Raw genomic sequence first — 17119 nt, 5'->3', positions numbered from 1 at the left:
AAAGAAATCGGTTGCATTCAACAAGAATTCTGCTAGAATATAACTTGTTCGAACAAGTTGTTGAGCGAAAGCAAAAAGAAAGGAGGAGGACTTGTGACCAAAAGGAAACCGGTAACCCAAGCAGCCAAGAAAGAATATGCAAACAAAAGTATGCGGTTTAATCGTTTTTTACTTTTTCGTTATATGACGGCGATCTTTTTCTTTGTCAATCTTTATTGGACCCTATTGAGTCTGTCTCAATGGACATGGGCTGGTTTGATTCCCATTGCCTTATTGATCGTTGATGGACTTATACTTATTGAACAAACTCAAAAATATTGGCAGCAATCGAATCGTTTACTGGTGACAAAAATCGGATATTGGCTCCAATTCGGTGTCAATCTGATTGCAATTCTATTTATTTTGATCGGGCAGCAAGCAACATTGATTCCTTTTATGAATCAATCGGGTAGAGGCATCTTACTTGCTTTGTTTACTGTCGGCATGATCGCGTGCCTGTTCATCCAGCGTAAAGCGTGGTTGATCGAGCATGACCGCGACAAATATTTCACGTATTTGACTACATTTGAAACTCAAGGAGGAACAGTCAATGGATTCAGAAAATAACAAAATGTTTGCCTTCTTGGACCGCTACTTAATGGGTCCAATGGGGAAAATCTCACAATTACGGATCGTTCGTGGGGTCATGGCAGCCGGGATGGCGTCGATTCCTTTCACTATTGTAGGATCTATGTTCTTGATCGTCAGCGTTTTGCCACAAAGCTTCCCTGCATTAGAGGGCATTTGGAGTGCGTCATTCGATAAGATCCAAAATCTTTACATGTTAGGTAATACCGCAACGATGGGGATTTTAGCACTTTACTTCTGTGTCGTGTTTGGTTACGAGTACACCAAAATCCAAGCACAAGAAGAAAAAATCGTTCTTAGCCCAGTCAATGGCGCGTTGCTTTCAATGATGGCGTTCTTTATGTGCTTGCCACAATTAGTTTTTGAAGGCGGTATGGCAACATTAGTCAATGTCATTTCTGATGACCAAAAAATCATCGATGGTTGGGAAATGGCTGGCGGGGTGACTCGTTTAGGAACAACTGGGATCTTTACAGCGATCATCATGGCGATTATTGCCGTAAAAATCTACGCATTCTGTGTGAAACGCAATATTGTTATCAAAATGCCTGACACAGTGCCAACAGGAGTATCTTCCTCTTTTACAGCATTGATCCCAACGGCACTGACTTCATTAGCTGTAATCGTCATCAATGGTGCATTAGTCGCAATGGGCACAGATATTTTCAAAGTCATTGCGATTCCTTTTAGTTTCGTGACGCAATTGACCAGTACTTGGGTCGGACTACTTGTTATCTACTTCTTCATGCATGCGCTCTGGATCGTGGGTATTCATGGGGCAACGATCGTGACCTCATTCTTGACGCCAATCGTATTGTCGAATATGGTGGAAAACCAAAATGGTGCCAACATTGCCTTTGCGGGTGAGTTTAACAATAGTTTCGTAACGATCGGTGGTTCAGGAGCGACGTTAGGAATGGTGATTTTCATCGCCTTCTTTGCAAAATCAGCGCAGTTAAGTGCTTTAGGAAAAGCAGCGATCGTGCCATCCTTCTTCAATATCAATGAACCGATTTTGTTCGGGATGCCAGTGGTATACAACCCGTACACAGCGATCCCATTCTTCTTAGCACCGATGGTTTCAATGTCCGTTGCTTATTTTGGCATCAACTTAGGCTTTGTTAACCCACCGATTGCCCAAGTAGCGTGGCCGACCCCAATTGGCTTATCCGGCTTTATTGGTTCAGGTGGTGACTGGCGTGCCTTTGTCTTAGCAATCATCTGTGCAGTCGTTGCTTTCTTGATTTGGTTCCCATTCATCAAAATGTATGATGGCAAATTATACAAGGACGAACAAGCAAACGCAACGAAGGCATAATCTTTCCGTTTTTTTGATAAGCCGGCTATGAAAAATAGCTGGCTTTTTTTACGCCAAAGACGATAATAGTAGTAGAGAATCGCAAGGAAAGGAGTAGGCAGATGACGAAACTCAGTATTGAAGACTTAGCAGCAGAATTGATCAGAAAGATCGAAGCTGGTGACATTGGAAATGAGCAGGGGAAGATGCCTAGTGAACGAGAGCTTTTGGCAATTTATCCAGTTTCTCGTTATACGTTACGCCAAGCCCTCAATAAGTTGAGCAAGATGGGCTGGATCTACCAGATGCAAGGCCGCGGCTCGTATATTCGTTTTCATAACAACCAAAAACCGACCATTGAACAAGGAGATCTTGGCTTCAATGAAGACTTGACCCGGGGCGAGAAAAACATTCGAACGGTCAAAGCCTCAAAGCGACTGGTCAAAGTATCAGAGGCGTTGTTTCTCCCAAGTCAAAAACAATTTGCGAAAGATCAGCACTTTATCGAAGTCCAACGGTTTCGCACGCTAGATGACAAACCGTATTTGATTGAACGTTCCTATTATATACCTGAAATCGTAGGGGAGATCTCCGAAACAATGATGGAGGGGTCAATGTTCCAAGCTTTGGCAGAAGAAAAACAACTGACAGTCGCCTTCATCGACAAGTTCATTCAAAGCAAACCGTTATCACAGGAACAAGCAGCGTTTTTTCATCTAGAAGAAGGTATGCCCGCACTGATCGTACGAGACGACAGCTATCTGAGAAATGGCGAACTATTAGCCTTTTCGATGATCCATTATGATTATCGGATGGCGACATTATACATGCATAAAAAGTTGTTCGTTTAAAGAAAATGGATTTTCAAGAAACGGTTCTTTCTTTTTTGAAGGCAATAGAAAAGCAGCCCATTAGGGAAAAAAACTTACAGTTGCAGATCGGTAGACAGGAACCGGCTTTCAAACTGAGAGAAAAGGGATCGCTTCCAATGGATGAAAGATGACTGAGCAGTAAAACTATATAATAGGTAAAGAATCGATCAGCGACCTTGGCTTATAAGGTCGCTGTTTTTTTTGAGGGGATTGATCGGCGGTTAGGAAGGCGTGATTGTTGATTTAAGATAAAGATCGTTTAAAGAAGACCATTCGTTTCCTTAATACGAGGATATTTTGCTCAATTTTTAACAATATCATGTGGATAACCGACTTGCTCTGACAGATATTTCATCAAGTGAAGAAATATCTGATTTTTCAATCTGTTTTTGCTTTGATACTATCAAATAGACAACAGATGTTCTGCGAACGGAAGCCGTCTTTTCGTTTAATGGCTATTTTATTGAGAAACAGGCCGATTCACTGACTTGATTTCTATCCTCCAAAATAAATGGAGGTCGTGGAAATCAAGGGGTGTGGTGGTTTTTGCTTTCTTTTTTTGAACGAATGATGGCAAGAAGGAAACGGACATCACTGCTCAAAAGGTCACAGCAGAAACGTCAGCTCGTTTGAAAGAACGACCGCGGATAGAACAGCGAAAGTGCAACTTTTCACGAAAGCAGACGAATAAGCAGACCAATTTGTAGACACACTAAATTGTTCAACGAATCAAATCATCGATGAGTGAGGAATCAGGAGGGGTAACATGGCATTATTTCGCAAAAAGAAAGATGAAGAAACTTACGAAGGCGTTCATGTCTACGACGAGGAATATGATGAAGAAGAGTACGACGAAGACGAGTACGATGATGAAGAATATGATGACGATGAGTATGACGATGAAGAATATGATGACGACGAGTACGAGGACGATGAGTACGAGGATGAAGAATACGAGGAAGACGAGTATGACGATGATGCCCAAGAAGAGCTGCTGGCATTAGAAAATACCGTTTCACAACTGACCAAGACCGTCGAACATTTGACCAAGCAATTGGAAAACAAACAAGAATCCATCAATCGGATGGCTTCGCAAGCGACGCAACAAGAAAGTATCATTTATGAAAACAAGCAGCTGCAAATGCGCTACAACGAGTTACAGCAGCAGTTAAAAGAAGCAGAACGTCAACAAGAAGCCCTCAAAACCAATTATGAGCAAGAAATTGAGCAGTTGACGAGTCAAGAAGACGAATTGATCGAAGTAGAAGAAGAGCTCGAACAATTGCGTCAAAGAGAAGATGAACTGCTAAAAGAATTAGAAGAAAAAAGCAAGCAAGTCCAGGCTTTTGAAGAAAAAGCGATTCATTTAGAAGAAAAAGCGGCGATCATCGAAAACTACAAATTAAAAGAAGTCGAAAGCATGCGGCGTATCACTTCGCTTGAAAATGAGAATCAACAGTTGAACATGCGCTTGCAAGAAGCCGAAGCGAAATATCGTGATCTCGAGCGTTCAAGAGTCGAACAATTGGCGGATAAGAATGTCTTACAGCGTGACTTGGAACGTGAGCTGGCAAAGGTCGAACAAATGAAGGACGAGCTGGCGACGATTTTGATCGAAGCAAAAGAAAAAGCACGGGAAACCGCTGCTGAAGCAGAACTGGAAGCCGACAGAAGACGTCAAATGGCGGAAAATGAAGCCCACAAGATCATTTCAGAAGCATCGATGGAAGTGATGAAGATCCGTCAAGAGATCAAGCAATACCAAGAACGACTTACGGCGTTTCATCATGAATCGAAAGGGTTGTTTGAGCAGTTGATCCAGCATAGCAAAGTGTTGAATCTGCCAGACTAAAAAGAAGGTTATGAGTCGGAATAGACGAAAAGGTCTGCTAAATAATTTCCGAGAGCGACACGACAAAGGAGGGAAACCCACTAGGACCATATATGCTGTATAAGAAATCACAGGCAACAACTACGACTTGATTTCTTATGAGCATGTTGGTCATTGGGACGAATGTGACGAATGATATTTTAAAAATTGCCATCTATCCAACCTTGAGTCCAAATCTTGAGGAATTATTTTACAAACAAGAGGCACTTCCATCAGTAATCACTGCCTGTGACAACCTCTATCAAAAAAAGTGGCCGCTCAAATCGTCGATTCGCAAACAAGTGACGCATTACTTTGAGCAATTTTATTCCATCGAAGCCTTCACCCATCATATCGAGATGGAGATCTTACGGAAAAAAATCGATTACTCAAAATTACGCATTCCCTTGGAACAGCAATTTCCTCAGTTTGTGTGGACGCAAATTGGCATCAATCATGTGTCCGATGAGAAAAGCAATTTGTTTTTGGAGTTTGTACCAATCGCATACACAGAAGAAGAGTTTCCCTTTACGATGCAGTTGCATGCTAGCTTGCAGCAGCAAGCCCCCGCTGGTGTAAGTGATGCGAACGACTTTAAAGAGCAACTGGTAAAAATCGTACAAAGCGTGATCGACGAACAAAATGTCACGTTTGTGAGTCGCCCGAAAGCGCAAGTCCATGAAGAAAAACGTCAGGGCAAAACCAATGCAATGAAAAAAGAACTGGAAGACACGCTCGAGTTCCAAAAGGTCAGTGCGGATGAGCCACCAAAGTTCAAAAAGAAAGTTCGAAAAAAAAGCAGCAAAAAAAAACAGTCAAAAAAAGCCAAGCAATTGTCCAAAGTCAACGCCAATGAATTAGCGTTGGAGGAAGAGGCGAAACGAGAACGAGCAAGCAAAGAGCGCTTGCGCTTGGCCAATCAAAAGCTTGAGATCTACATCGAAAACTTAGAAGCCTCTTTGATCAAAAATAGTATCCACTATTTAAACAGCTTGACCGATGAAGAAGACGAGAACTGGCATACGCAATTGAAAATCAGCTTACGAGAATATACCTATCTTTTTCAAAAAGCCAAATACCTCGAACAGGTTTGGCGCATCAATGACAATCTCGTACAAAAGATCGAAAAAATGACGTTGAACGAAAAAGAATTGACCTATGAGAGAGGGCAAGTGCAGCAAGTGGTCGACAACAACCTATCTGCTAAAGATATCAGTTTAGTTTTTTATGAATGCAGCGTGATTGAATCACGAGTCAAATTGTATGAGCGACCATGGTTTAGAAAACCTTACGCACGCATTATGAAGATGGACTATGACAATCTTTTACGAAAAGCCGCTTACTTTGATCTTCTCCAAAGCGAAAGCTATCTATTAGAAAAAAAAGCATTGATCGAAGGCAATACAGACGTTAGGAGCAGTCTATGAGAACCCAAAAGCAAAAACAACGATTCTTATTCTTATACCGCATCTACTTTATTGCTTCTTTGATCCCATTAGCGGTATTTTTGCAGCTGACCGCCTATTTTTATCTCTCTGCCTTTCGAGAATATGTCACTATCAGTCACTTGTTTTTACTCGCTCTTTTGCTAGGTTTTACGATGTATTTGCGGAACAATGCCTTTCATTATCAATTGCTGCTTGTGCAGCTCGAGAAAAATGAAAGCAAAGACCATGAACGACCAAAAAAAGGCACCAGCAAGAACAGCCCCAAGGAGGAGGATCAAGAAGATGAAAAAGCCCAGAAGAAACGTAAAAAGTCTGTTAGCGATCGGAGCATTTATCGGAATCATCAATAATCAAACGATTTCTGAAGCCATGGTTCGATCGATCTTAGGTGTAGAACCATCTACTTATATGGAAACCATCGATGCACAACGAGAAAGTCGTGGGCAATCGATAACGGATGCCCTCCGACCGGTCTCTTACGAAGGAGCTGACAGGATAACGGAGCAACTTGATACTCCTCCAGAACAAACAAAAGAAACCCTTCCAGAAGAAGCGGAGCAGGCCGAAAAAGGAACGGAAGTCCAAGTCGTAAATGATGTGGAACGACCGGCAGACGAGGGACAGACAGACGAGGAAGAGATGGAGAGCGGCTCGGATGAAACAGAAGACCAAGAGGCCGAAAACGTTCCGTCGACGCCAGATCCTTCAGAAGGCGATCAACAGCCGAATCAGCCTGCTGGACCTGAAACGAATGAGCAAGAAACCAACGATACCAACAGCAGCAACAATAGCGGAAACAACCAATCAAATGGGAATCAAACCAATCAGGACAAAGAAAAAAAGCCCGATCCAATCACTGAAGAACCAGAATCGCCGATTGATGAAGAAGAGCGGGAAAGCAATTTTCAATTTTCGGTTTCTCGTAATCTAACGACACAGCAATTCATCAATGAGATCGGTTCTGACGCGCAGGATGTTGCCTATAACAATGATCTTTATGCTTCAGTGATGATTGCACAAGCCATCTTGGAGACTGGCTCAGGAAATAGTGCCTTATCCAGTCCGCCAAACCACAATCTCTTTGGCATCAAGGGCAGCTTTCGTGGGCAAAAAGTGACCTTCAATACGCAAGAAGATGATGGAAGTGGTGCGTGGTATACGATCTCTTCCAATTTCCGTAAATACCCAAGTTACCGTGAATCCATCGAAGATTACGCTCGCTTACTAAGAGGAGGCATCACAGGCAACCCGCGCTTTTATGCCCCCGTTTGGAAAGAAAATGCCCCAACTTATCGGGAAGCAACTGCGTGGTTGACCGGGCGCTATGCTACGGACATCCATTATGACCAAAAGCTGAATGCGTTGATCGAGGCCTATGATCTAACCATTTATGATAATGAGCCGACCGAAGAGATTTTGGAAGAGATTGAACGCACACGTGCACAAGCAATCGAAGCAGCCCGCAAGGAAGAAGCGGAGACGACCCGTTCGTTGTTTGAAGACTTGCAAAGAAGCGCGGCAAATCGTCGAGGCTCAGGGAATTTGCCAGCGTCCATTCGGACCGTCAAGGATCGCTTGCAGGAAAATGCCAATGCCAATACTTATGCAAACCAATTAAGAGGGATGGAACGAGCGGGCAGCGAGGTAGATGCCAATGAGTAATCAGTCGCAAGCACCTAGAAGAAAAAAACGTCCGCCACAGCCTGCCAAACGTGAAAAAAAACGAGACCAATCAGAGGATACACCGAGAAATCCCCGAATCGAAAAGTTTCAGGCGCAAGGCAAGCAAGCCAGCCCTTCTAGTGGCAAGAAACGACCAAAAAAGCCGACCCAAAAAGAACCGACAGGACAGGCGCCTGTGAAAAAGAAACGAAAAAAAGCGGCTAGTACAGCGAATCGCCCCAAATTACCGACCGAAAAGCAGCATCCTAGCAAGCAAAAAGAAAGAGCAGCTGCCAGTACGACCAGTGAAGCACCACGCAAAAAGAAAAAGCGTCCACTGCAGCAAGCACGTCCAAGTCAGCACAACGAGCAGGGGAAAATCAAAAAATCAAGTCATCCTAATGCCAAATCAAAAGGGACCCACAAGCAAGGCAAAAAACCAGCGGAAGTTTCCCAGAAACGACGACCCCCGCAAAAAGGCAAAGCCGCGACGAAGAAACCAACAGCCAAAAAGAAATCTGGCAATCTCGTACTGAAAATCATCTATCTGATTTTCTTGGTTTGTAGCATGACTGTCCTATTTACGTTTATCGGCTTATATGTGACTGATCAAAACGAAATGACGGTTTTTAATCATCGGGTGGTGCGTTTATCAGATAATGGGATGGCGAATCTTGACAGCTCCGCATTACGCACACAAGATTTGATCATTTTAAGAGAACAAGCCTTCACTCAAGTACAGCCAAACGGGCTCGCGGTCTTTACAAATGGCTCAGGAACCGGCTATATTGCTCGCCGAGTACTATCGATCGAGGCTGACGAAGAGCAGGGCTATCATTTATCCGTCATTGGTGATGGACAGGCATTTGGGGAAGAAGCCATCGAAGCAGACCGTTTCGTTGGAGAAGTCTCAATGAGTATCAACCATGTAGCAGATGTGTTTCGTTTTATTGATCAAAACTTGATATTATCCATCATCTTCTGTGTATCATTGATCGCCTTATTCATTCTATTAGGCATTTATCTCTTTACTTGAGAGCCGTCATTACTTGAGAAAAGAGGAAACAAGGGTGCAAAAAAAAATAGTGTTAAGAAATAGTATCGCGGGTCTGCTTTTCTTTCTTTTGTTGCTTAGCATCTTGATTTGGCAGAATAATCAGTCTATTCATATTCGTCGATTAGCGGATGAAAATGAAGTGTTCGAAAAAATCGAGATTTTGGAAGAATGGCAGGAACGAATGACCCTTACAGGGACGACGATCCAACGATCCGTTCGGGTAATGAACGCTAGTGAAGTGCCAGTCTTTGTCCGAGCAAGCTTTGAAGAAGTGCTGCGCTATATCGCGCCAGACAGTGAGGAAGCAGCCTTTGAGCAGGCGGCTGATGCGAGTGATGCGCCAGACTTATTACCAGTACTGTCTCGCTTTGATGAAAACGAGATTTTAGCAAGAGGGTATCAGAACGTGACCCAGCAGATCCCAGAACTCATTGGAAATGCTCTTGATGGTCAAGTGATGGTTTGGATCAGCGATGAGACGATCGAAGAGTTGGCACCCACGCCAGCCTTGGATGCCTTCGATAGCGAAGAGATGCAGGAGTTATTGGGGGAATTAGACGCTGAAGGACAGGATAATCCTGAGAACTTCTACGATCACACCGAGGGCAATGACGAAATGGAGGAGCAACCGTCATCAGACTTGATCGATGGTCCGCCAGATCTCTGGCAAGAACCGGTCCTTGTCGAAGCTCACTTCAGCTATTCCTTTCGACGAAACCAACAACCGGTCATGCAGAAAATGAGTGGGGAACTGCTGCTGCTCAATCCTGCTGATCCGGTTGCTGAGTGGACCTTTGAAGCAGCCAACTTGACCTATAGTTATTATCTTGAAGGGTATCGTTATTTTGTTCGAAACTGGGCGGAGTCGCAGCTAGCCAGCCCCTTTTCCACCAATGAAGAACCTACGGGATTCACGTATCTCGGAGAACAGGGAACGATTGACCAGTCGTCATTTGATTACACGACGACAGAATCTGGGTTAGGCAGTGCCTTTCAATTGCCAGAGATGATCAGTGCGTTTCCCGATGCTGCTGGGTTGTATCCGACCCAAACGGTGAAAACGCTAAGCAGCTTTGTCTCTGAAAGTCCTGCCCAGATCGATTCAGAAGCCATCATGATCGAATTCGGCTCTTTGAGCGATTACCGTCAGATCGATCGCAACACTTGGATCTATAATCCCGATGATGGCTGGTTTTATTATAGTTTCCCTTTGGACCGATCCTATCAAAGTGAAGACGGTTATGGCGTCACCCGTTCACTGATCGAACAAGTGATGATCGATACAAGTGTCGCAGACGATAGCCATCTTGCCTACGAACTTTTACCGAAAGTCGAAGTCATTCAAGCTTCTGATCGACAATCATTAAAGGAGGTCTTTCAGTTAGACAATGATCGCCCAGAGAGTGCTACTGCGATCATCTATCGGCATTTGTACTCACTTCAATAAGTTGCTAGAAAATAAGTCAAGGAGAGATTCACGTGAAAATGGTCATTGAAGAAATTGAATACCGTTATTTTCTTCAATACGGGAAGTATTTGGATTATTTCTACCAACAATATATGCAAGCGAATGTCGAAGATCCTGATGTTGAAAAAGGGATCGCCGAGATTCAGCGACTGGTTGAAGAAGAAAGGTATCATTATATCAGGGAACGAATCCGCATCACACGCAAAGCCAAAAAAAGTATTCCATTAGCTGACTACCCTGATTTCAATAAACTGATTCACTGGGGGTTTGCCCTTAGCAAATTATCTTTTCTTGACCCAGATACAAGTATCAACCAGCTAGAAGAAAAGGATTCTCCTTGATCGGGGGCTAGGTAAAAAGCAGGTGATGAAACTGAAAAACGGCAGACAAGCACATAAAGTACTTGATGAATCAGGGTTCAGCCTGGTTGAGATCCTTGGAGCGATCGTCATTCTCGGGATCGCAATGGTCATGATCGCCATGCTGATCATCCAAAACAACCTGATCCTTAGCTACAATACCCGAATGGAAGAGGCCATCGCAGCACGAGATGATGTCAAGGAATGGCTAATCTACCGGGCACAGACTCAAGACTTGGCGGATTTGAATATCGGGATCTTTACGGCTAGACCTTCTTGGATGATGGTCGATCCAGATGATCCCTCAGAAGTTCGCCGACACCATTTGGTCCTCGATAATTCAGGGATTCAATACAATGCGCAAGGGCAACCGATGTATGAAGAAATCCCGATTGCTGTAGATGATCTCAATCGGGGCCGATTTATTCGCAAGGTGGTATACGATCATTCTGGCGCTCATTTGCCGCAGCCCTTGGTAAATTCGGAAGAAAATCGCCTCTATATGGGAACGTACTTGTCGGAGAATGAAGAAACCACCAACTATTTGGTCAAGGTCTCCATTCGCGAAGACCCCAGACATGGACTGCGAGAAGACAGTTACGACCGTCGTCAGCTCGGGCTCGGACTTATTATTCAGGTCTTCGATAAACAAACGGGCGCATTTTTGACAGAAACGTATCTGCATTGGGTAGTAGACTATTGAAAGGGCTGGCTGTTCTTGCGGAAGTTGCAAAGGAGGGGCGCAGATGAAGCATCGATTACAGGATGAGCAAGGAATCATGCTTGTCGAATTGTTAGGGGCGATGGTCATATTCGGCATCATCATTGCACTCTTTTCTGGGACACTCTTTTTGATCGTCCAAGCCTCTGTTCGTCAAGGTCGAATTGCTGCCTTTCAAGGGATAGCGAATGAAATCTTGGCGCAAGCAGACCGAATCGCCAAAATTGATGGTATCTATGAACATGCGGGGTATTTAGGAAAATATGATAGTCTTCTTTTCCACGAGGAACATATTGTCAAAACAATGCCCGAAGGAACCTTAGGGGCAACGATTACGGAAGAGGGCAGTCCGCGAATGGTTGTGACTGATATCACAGATACCAACAATATTCGTGCCAGAGTCTATGATACGAAAGATCCTACGATTAAGTTAAAGATCATTCAACAAAAAAATGAGAATGAAGCGACGTTGACCCATCACTATACGCCAAATTATCGCGATACGTTCAGTATCCAGACCAAGTTTTTCGTTTTATTTTACACGGAAACGATCAACTTTGCGGATTATTATGATGATTTGACTGGCTGGTGGCAGATGGAGGATCTGGTCACTGATTACCACAAGCAGATTATCTATAAACGAGAATTTACGATCAATTATCGTGACAATGAGAAAGCAAGAGGGGGGGTACCCGGGAATGGACGATGGTAGACAAAATGAAGCTGGTTTTGCGCTGATTTATGCCCTCGCGGCGATCATTCTTTCCTCTTTGATGATTGGCTTGGTCTTCCTTGTTGCTCGAAATGTCAATTCACAAATTCGAACGATAGATAGCTTCCGTCGAGTGGAAGATGTACACGAATATTCCTTTCAACTCGCTTCTCAGGAGCTAAAACTGAGAATAGATGATTTCATCACTCGAACCATGCAGAATGGCGGCTTCTATTCTAATAATAATGACTGGCAAGACCATCTAGATAACGAATTGAGATTTGTGCTGGACGAAGTCGATGTGAATGAGAACATCGATGATAAATTTTCTTTTACCTCCTCTGTCGTTGACTATGAATATAATGAGATCGCCCCTTATGTAATGACCAAATCTGGTGGGGAGCAAGGATGGATCCAATCCGCCTCGATGCTGCCAGATAAAACCAATCTTCAAATCATTATTCAAATTCAATCGCAAGTCACGGATCAGACGCAATTGGCTGAAGGGCAACCGCGAGTACATACAGCTTCTGCCGAATATATCTATGAAATGCAGCTTGAAGAAGAAGACCTCGAACAAAGACAAACACAGCTGGATATTTGGCGAAACATTTTTTATCCCTATTACTTACCCTCTACAGCAGGGCAAGCTGTATCCGCCGATACTTGGGTTCGAAAATTGTTTGAAGTCGCCGATTTTCAACGCGTACGTCCATCGTTTGATTATCTCGCTTTTGAATCGGATGACTTCTTGCAATTCGGGTTTGCCAACAATGTCCTGCAAGATTTTCAAGACGGCAGATTTTTAGATTTTCGAACAAAGCCGATTCTTAATTGGCTGCATTTCGATGGTTCCTTTTTCTTTAATCATGGGGTCCAGATGGAAGGACAGGGAAGCGGGCAATTTTCGGCAAAAAGTCTGCTTGCGATCCAGAATGATGGCGGACAGCCTAGTAACGGGTTGAACGTGATCAAAGACATCTTCTTGCAAGCCGGTTTAGGAATGTATATCGATTTGGGCAGTCGAGCTGGCAGTCGCTTGGTCCTATCACAAGCATATACGGATATCCTTGCTGGAAACGTATGGATCAACAACACCAATAGTTCGGCTTCGAGAGTTGAGCAAGAAGGGGTTCTCTTTGCTGAAGGCCATCTGAATGTTTCCGTAAATTCACCGGATGCGGGCACTGGGTTAGGCGAATTAAATACCAATTATTTTAATTTTTATCATCGAGAAGCTACGAAACAGAACCCTGCGGCAGATGGTAGTTTGACGTTTATGAAGCCGTCGATGGTTCTGACGAGCAGCAATTTTTATGCGGGACCAGTCACGGAAGGCTCGATCGTGCATAGTACCGAAGATACGGAACGAAGGATTACTGTTTATGGTGATTTTATGCTGACGAATACGATGATGCCTAGTGGTGGAACGATCGATGATTTCTCGTATTTTCAGAATCAAAATCAATTCACAGTGCCCCATGACCCGTCAAGAATCACATTGGATGGCAGCAATACCATAATGGAGGTTCACGGGCTTTCATTTATCGATGCGCCGAAAACTGCTCGTAGATTGGCATTAGCAGAAGCCGGCAGTTCCGCGGTTTTTGATTCTTATTATGAAGATCCAGCGTATTGGAATCAAATCACCTTAAAAAATGGTGCCCAGCTGATCTTGGGTCATACAGGCGTGGAACCCTTTCATTTAGCTGTGGATAGAGAGTCGACCTTTGTCATGGAAATACTGCCAGATTTGGCATTATTTGACCCGACTTTTTTAGCAACAGGGGCTCATAACCGTCGTCTTGAAGGAACGGTCGTTCTCGTACCTTACTATATGGATGACCAGGTGGAACTAGAAAATCAACTGCAACAATTAGGCGTCAATTATCGCGTCCGCGACTTTGAAAGTCAGGCGCAACCGGGGGAGGTAACGATCCTCAGAAGTTTTTTGGATCGAAACATGTGGTCTGATGATGAAGCATATTTAACCGTTACACGAATGTTTGACTATATCAACAAACTCGATTATTGAAAGGAGGGCGCCAGTTGCCGCAATCAAGTGAAAGAACGCCACGTAGAAAACCTAGAAGGCCTCTCAAAAAGTCTGAGAGTAGTCCAAGTTCAACCACCGCTGAGAAAACACAAACAGGCAACCTGTTTGACTTAGAGATCAGCTCAGAGGTTTTGTCACTGATCCCCCGCTCGTTTGCCAAACAGCACAGCGTCTTTCCATTAGAAAAAAAAGGCAACCGCTTGACCGTTGCGATGGCAAACCCTGGGGATTATGCGGCGATCAATGAAATGCGTTTGATCACTGGGTTATTGATTCGTCCGCAAAAAGCCCACAATGCCGATATCCAACAACTGATCGTTCGCGATTACCCTTCTGAGATCAGTTTGGATGGCTTGAGCGACTCTCTCGTTGAAACCATCGATCCAGAAGGCGACTCAAAATTAGATGATTCGCCAATCGTAAAATTGGTCAATACCCTGCTGCAAGATGCAGTGGATCGGGGCGCCAGTGATATCCATTTCGATCCCCAAGAAAAAGGATTAGTTGTCCGCTTACGGGTCGATGGGGAGCTTCGTACCCATGAAAACTTGCCTAAGAGTATTCAGACTGGTGTGACTTCACGACTGAAAATCATTTCCTCCTTGGATATCACCGAAACACGTGTGCCACAAGATGGTCGGGCAATGATTCGTAACGGGGGCAACGTGGTTGATTTGCGGGTCTCGGTTTTGCCTGTCATTCATGGGGAGAAAGTTGTGATTCGGGTGTTGGATCGCTCCAGTGGCATTCGGCGCCTAGATGAGTTTCGCTTTGAACCGAAGGTATTGGCAATCTTTAAAGCGATTTTGCATAAACCCCACGGGATCATTCTTGTCACTGGACCGACAGGATCAGGGAAATCCTCTTCCTTGTATGCGGCGCTGCAAGAGTTGAACACGCCTGAGATCAATATTATCACCGTCGAAGACCCAGTGGAGTTTCAGCTGCAAGGCATCAACCAAGTGGCAGTCAACAGCAACGTCGGTTTGACCTTTTCCGCTGGGTTACGGTCGATCTTGCGACAAGACCCCAATGTCGTGATGGTGGGAGAGATTCGAGATGGCGAAACGGCGGAGATTGCGATTCGGGCTTCCATGACCGGGCACTTGGTATTATCCACCCTGCATACCAATGATTCCGTCAGCACCATCAATCGCTTAGTCGACATGGGGGTAGAACCGTTTCTGGTCGCCAATGCGTTAGAAGGCATCTTAGCTCAACGGCTCGTCCGAACCCTTTGTTCTTCTTGTAAGACAGTAGGACCAGCCAGCGACAAGGACAAGCAGTTATTTGAATCCTATGGCATCACGGTTACGGAACTGGCACAGCCTGTGGGCTGTCCAAAGTGTGGCAATACGGGATTCAAAGGGCGAATGGCCGTCCAAGAGCTGTTGACGATCGATGCCAAGCTGCGTCGTATGATCACGAACAAAGCGACCAACGACCAGCTGATGGATTATGTTCAGGAACGAAAGATGCGCTTTTTGTTGGATGATGGGTTAGACAAAGTGCAACAAGGCTTTTCCACCATCGAAGAAGTCTTGAAGGTGGTCGCCGCAGAAGAGTGAGGCACGGATTGATTTATCGGTGATCTAGGGATCACCGAAGAACTACATACATTGTTTTAAAAGGAAATGCACATAGAAAGGGGCTGGTTTAATGGATCAAACGAGAGTGGCAACACAAGAGCGAGCAACCAAAAGGGCGACGAGAGAAAAAACAGCTCCGACCCGTACCCGCATTCGGGAAAATCGTGAACTGAGAGAAAAAAAACGTGCCCACAGTCGCCAGAGCGATCAAGACCGATCTGTCTCGACGCGGGAGATCATTCAAAAAGCAGAACGGCAAGCAGTGACAAAAACGACGACTGCCAGCAGTACACAGGGCGTCAATCGCAACGAAGCGGCGCAATTTGCTGCCATGTCACCTAAAGAGCGGATCGATCATTGGTTGATGATCGCCGTCGAACAAAAAGCATCGGATATCCATTTAGTCGAAGGCGTACCGCCGATTTTTCGTCGCCACGGCGACTTGCTACCGATCGAAGGGGTTCCGACCATCGACACCAAGGACATCGAAGCCATTGCCGAAATCCTTTGCAACCAACGGCAATGGGAGGAATTCAAGGGAAAAGGCGAGACCGACTTGGCCTACGAACTAGGCGACATCTGTCGCTTTCGGGTCAATATTTTCCGCCAAAAAGATACCGTTTCGATCGCCTTGCGGCAGATCCCCATCGAGATCCCGAAGCTAAGCAAACTCGGTATGCCGACCGTCTTGCGGACTCTGATCCATAAAAGCCAAGGCTTGTTCTTAGTTACAGGGCCGACCGGTTCAGGGAAATCAACGACACTGGCTGCGATGCTGGACTATTTGAATGATACCAAAAAGACGCATATTTTGACGTTGGAAGACCCGATTGAGTACATCCATAACCACAAAAAAAGCATCGTTGCCCAGCGCGAAGTCGGCAGCGACACCATGTCCTTTGGCAATGGCTTACGAGCTGCCCTGCGTCAAGATCCAGACGTCATCTTAGTAGGGGAGCTACGAGATTTTGAAACAATCTCGATTGCTTTGACGGCAGCGGAAACGGGACACTTGGTATTAGGAACCTTGCATACGTCAAGTGCCCCAGCGACTATTGAACGGATCGTCGATGTCTTTCCTGCCGATCAGCAGACTCAGATTCGTACACAGCTTGCTGGCGCATTACTAGGGATCTTGTCCCAGCGCTTGCTGCCAACGATCGATGGCAACGGACGGGTAGCAGCAACCGAAATGATGCTCAATACCCGAGGGATCGCCAGCTTGATCCGTCAAGGGAAAACCCACCAGATCCATAATATGCTGCAGATGGGAAAAAACGAAGGCATGCATACCATGAGCGCTTCTTTAGAAGAACTCGTTGCTGCGGAACGGGTCGATGCCGATGTGGCAGATAACTTGATGGAGGAAGGGGGCGAATAG

The 17119-nt window shown here is 44.9% G+C and carries 15 protein-coding genes; all 15 read left to right on the top strand.

The genetic code is table 11. The features are described from left to right. Positions 1–93: 93 nt before the first annotated feature. The 15 genes from IGJ12_RS10760 to IGJ12_RS10690 all read left to right on the top strand — a co-directional run bounded on the left by IGJ12_RS10760 (position 94) and on the right by IGJ12_RS10690 (position 17119). Entirely contained in the window at positions 94–606 is a 513-nt protein-coding gene (locus IGJ12_RS10760; RefSeq protein ID WP_034878497.1) for a hypothetical protein, read from the top strand. Then, positions 590–1945, top strand: coding sequence for a PTS cellobiose transporter subunit IIC (celB, locus tag IGJ12_RS10755; RefSeq protein WP_005235081.1), 1356 nt, complete (start codon positions 590–592; stop codon positions 1943–1945). Before IGJ12_RS10760 ends, celB begins: the two co-directional genes overlap by 17 nt. Before the next feature lie 101 nt (positions 1946–2046). Further along, positions 2047–2775: a GntR family transcriptional regulator gene (locus IGJ12_RS10750; RefSeq protein WP_008378710.1), complete on the top strand. Its 729-nt coding sequence runs from the start codon at positions 2047–2049 to the stop codon at positions 2773–2775. 787 nt (positions 2776–3562) lie between these two features. After that, on the top strand, positions 3563–4648 hold the full coding sequence (locus tag IGJ12_RS10745) for a DivIVA domain-containing protein (RefSeq protein ID WP_430619000.1): 1086 nt from the start codon (positions 3563–3565) through the stop codon (positions 4646–4648). A gap of 137 nt (positions 4649–4785) precedes the next feature. Then, positions 4786–6093, top strand: a complete 1308-nt coding sequence (locus IGJ12_RS10740; RefSeq protein WP_008378705.1) for a hypothetical protein — start codon at positions 4786–4788, stop codon at positions 6091–6093. Next, positions 6090–6464 (top strand): hypothetical protein, encoded by a 375-nt coding sequence (locus IGJ12_RS10735; RefSeq protein ID WP_005235091.1) that lies wholly within the window; start codon positions 6090–6092, stop codon positions 6462–6464. The genes IGJ12_RS10740 and IGJ12_RS10735 overlap by 4 nt, the downstream gene beginning before the upstream one ends. After that, entirely contained in the window at positions 6397–7776 is a 1380-nt protein-coding gene (locus tag IGJ12_RS10730) for a glucosaminidase domain-containing protein (protein ID WP_430618999.1), read from the top strand. Before IGJ12_RS10735 ends, IGJ12_RS10730 begins: the two co-directional genes overlap by 68 nt. Next, positions 7769–8812, top strand: a complete 1044-nt coding sequence (locus IGJ12_RS10725; RefSeq protein ID WP_194188345.1) for a hypothetical protein — start codon at positions 7769–7771, stop codon at positions 8810–8812. The genes IGJ12_RS10730 and IGJ12_RS10725 overlap by 8 nt, the downstream gene beginning before the upstream one ends. Before the next feature lie 13 nt (positions 8813–8825). Further along, positions 8826–10280 (top strand): hypothetical protein, encoded by a 1455-nt coding sequence (locus IGJ12_RS10720; RefSeq protein ID WP_194188344.1) that lies wholly within the window; start codon positions 8826–8828, stop codon positions 10278–10280. Between the two features lie 38 nt (positions 10281–10318). After that, positions 10319–10642, top strand: a complete 324-nt coding sequence (locus IGJ12_RS10715; RefSeq protein WP_005235105.1) for a hypothetical protein — start codon at positions 10319–10321, stop codon at positions 10640–10642. 25 nt (positions 10643–10667) lie between these two features. Continuing rightward, positions 10668–11363: a type IV pilus modification PilV family protein gene (locus IGJ12_RS10710; RefSeq protein WP_005235106.1), complete on the top strand. Its 696-nt coding sequence runs from the start codon at positions 10668–10670 to the stop codon at positions 11361–11363. Positions 11364–11406: 43 nt separating this feature from the next. Then, the gene (locus IGJ12_RS10705; protein ID WP_430618998.1) at positions 11407–12093 is read left to right on the top strand and encodes a PulJ/GspJ family protein; all 687 of its coding nucleotides are present in this window, start codon (positions 11407–11409) and stop codon (positions 12091–12093) included. Next, the gene (locus tag IGJ12_RS10700; protein ID WP_008378689.1) at positions 12080–14128 is read left to right on the top strand and encodes a hypothetical protein; all 2049 of its coding nucleotides are present in this window, start codon (positions 12080–12082) and stop codon (positions 14126–14128) included. Before IGJ12_RS10705 ends, IGJ12_RS10700 begins: the two co-directional genes overlap by 14 nt. 14 nt (positions 14129–14142) lie before the next feature. Further along, the gene (locus IGJ12_RS10695; protein WP_430618997.1) at positions 14143–15717 is read left to right on the top strand and encodes a GspE/PulE family protein; all 1575 of its coding nucleotides are present in this window, start codon (positions 14143–14145) and stop codon (positions 15715–15717) included. Positions 15718–15808: 91 nt separating this feature from the next. Beyond that, positions 15809–17119, top strand: coding sequence for a type IV pilus twitching motility protein PilT (locus IGJ12_RS10690; protein ID WP_008378685.1), 1311 nt, complete (start codon positions 15809–15811; stop codon positions 17117–17119).

The sequence above is a fragment of the Enterococcus sp. DIV0802b genome, assembly GCF_050543535.1.
In the GTDB taxonomy this organism is placed as follows: Bacteria; Bacillota; Bacilli; order Lactobacillales; family Enterococcaceae; genus Enterococcus_D; species Enterococcus_D entomosocium.
The sequence above is the reverse complement of the archived record's forward strand: the minus strand, read 5'-3'. Positions and strand labels throughout refer to the sequence as shown.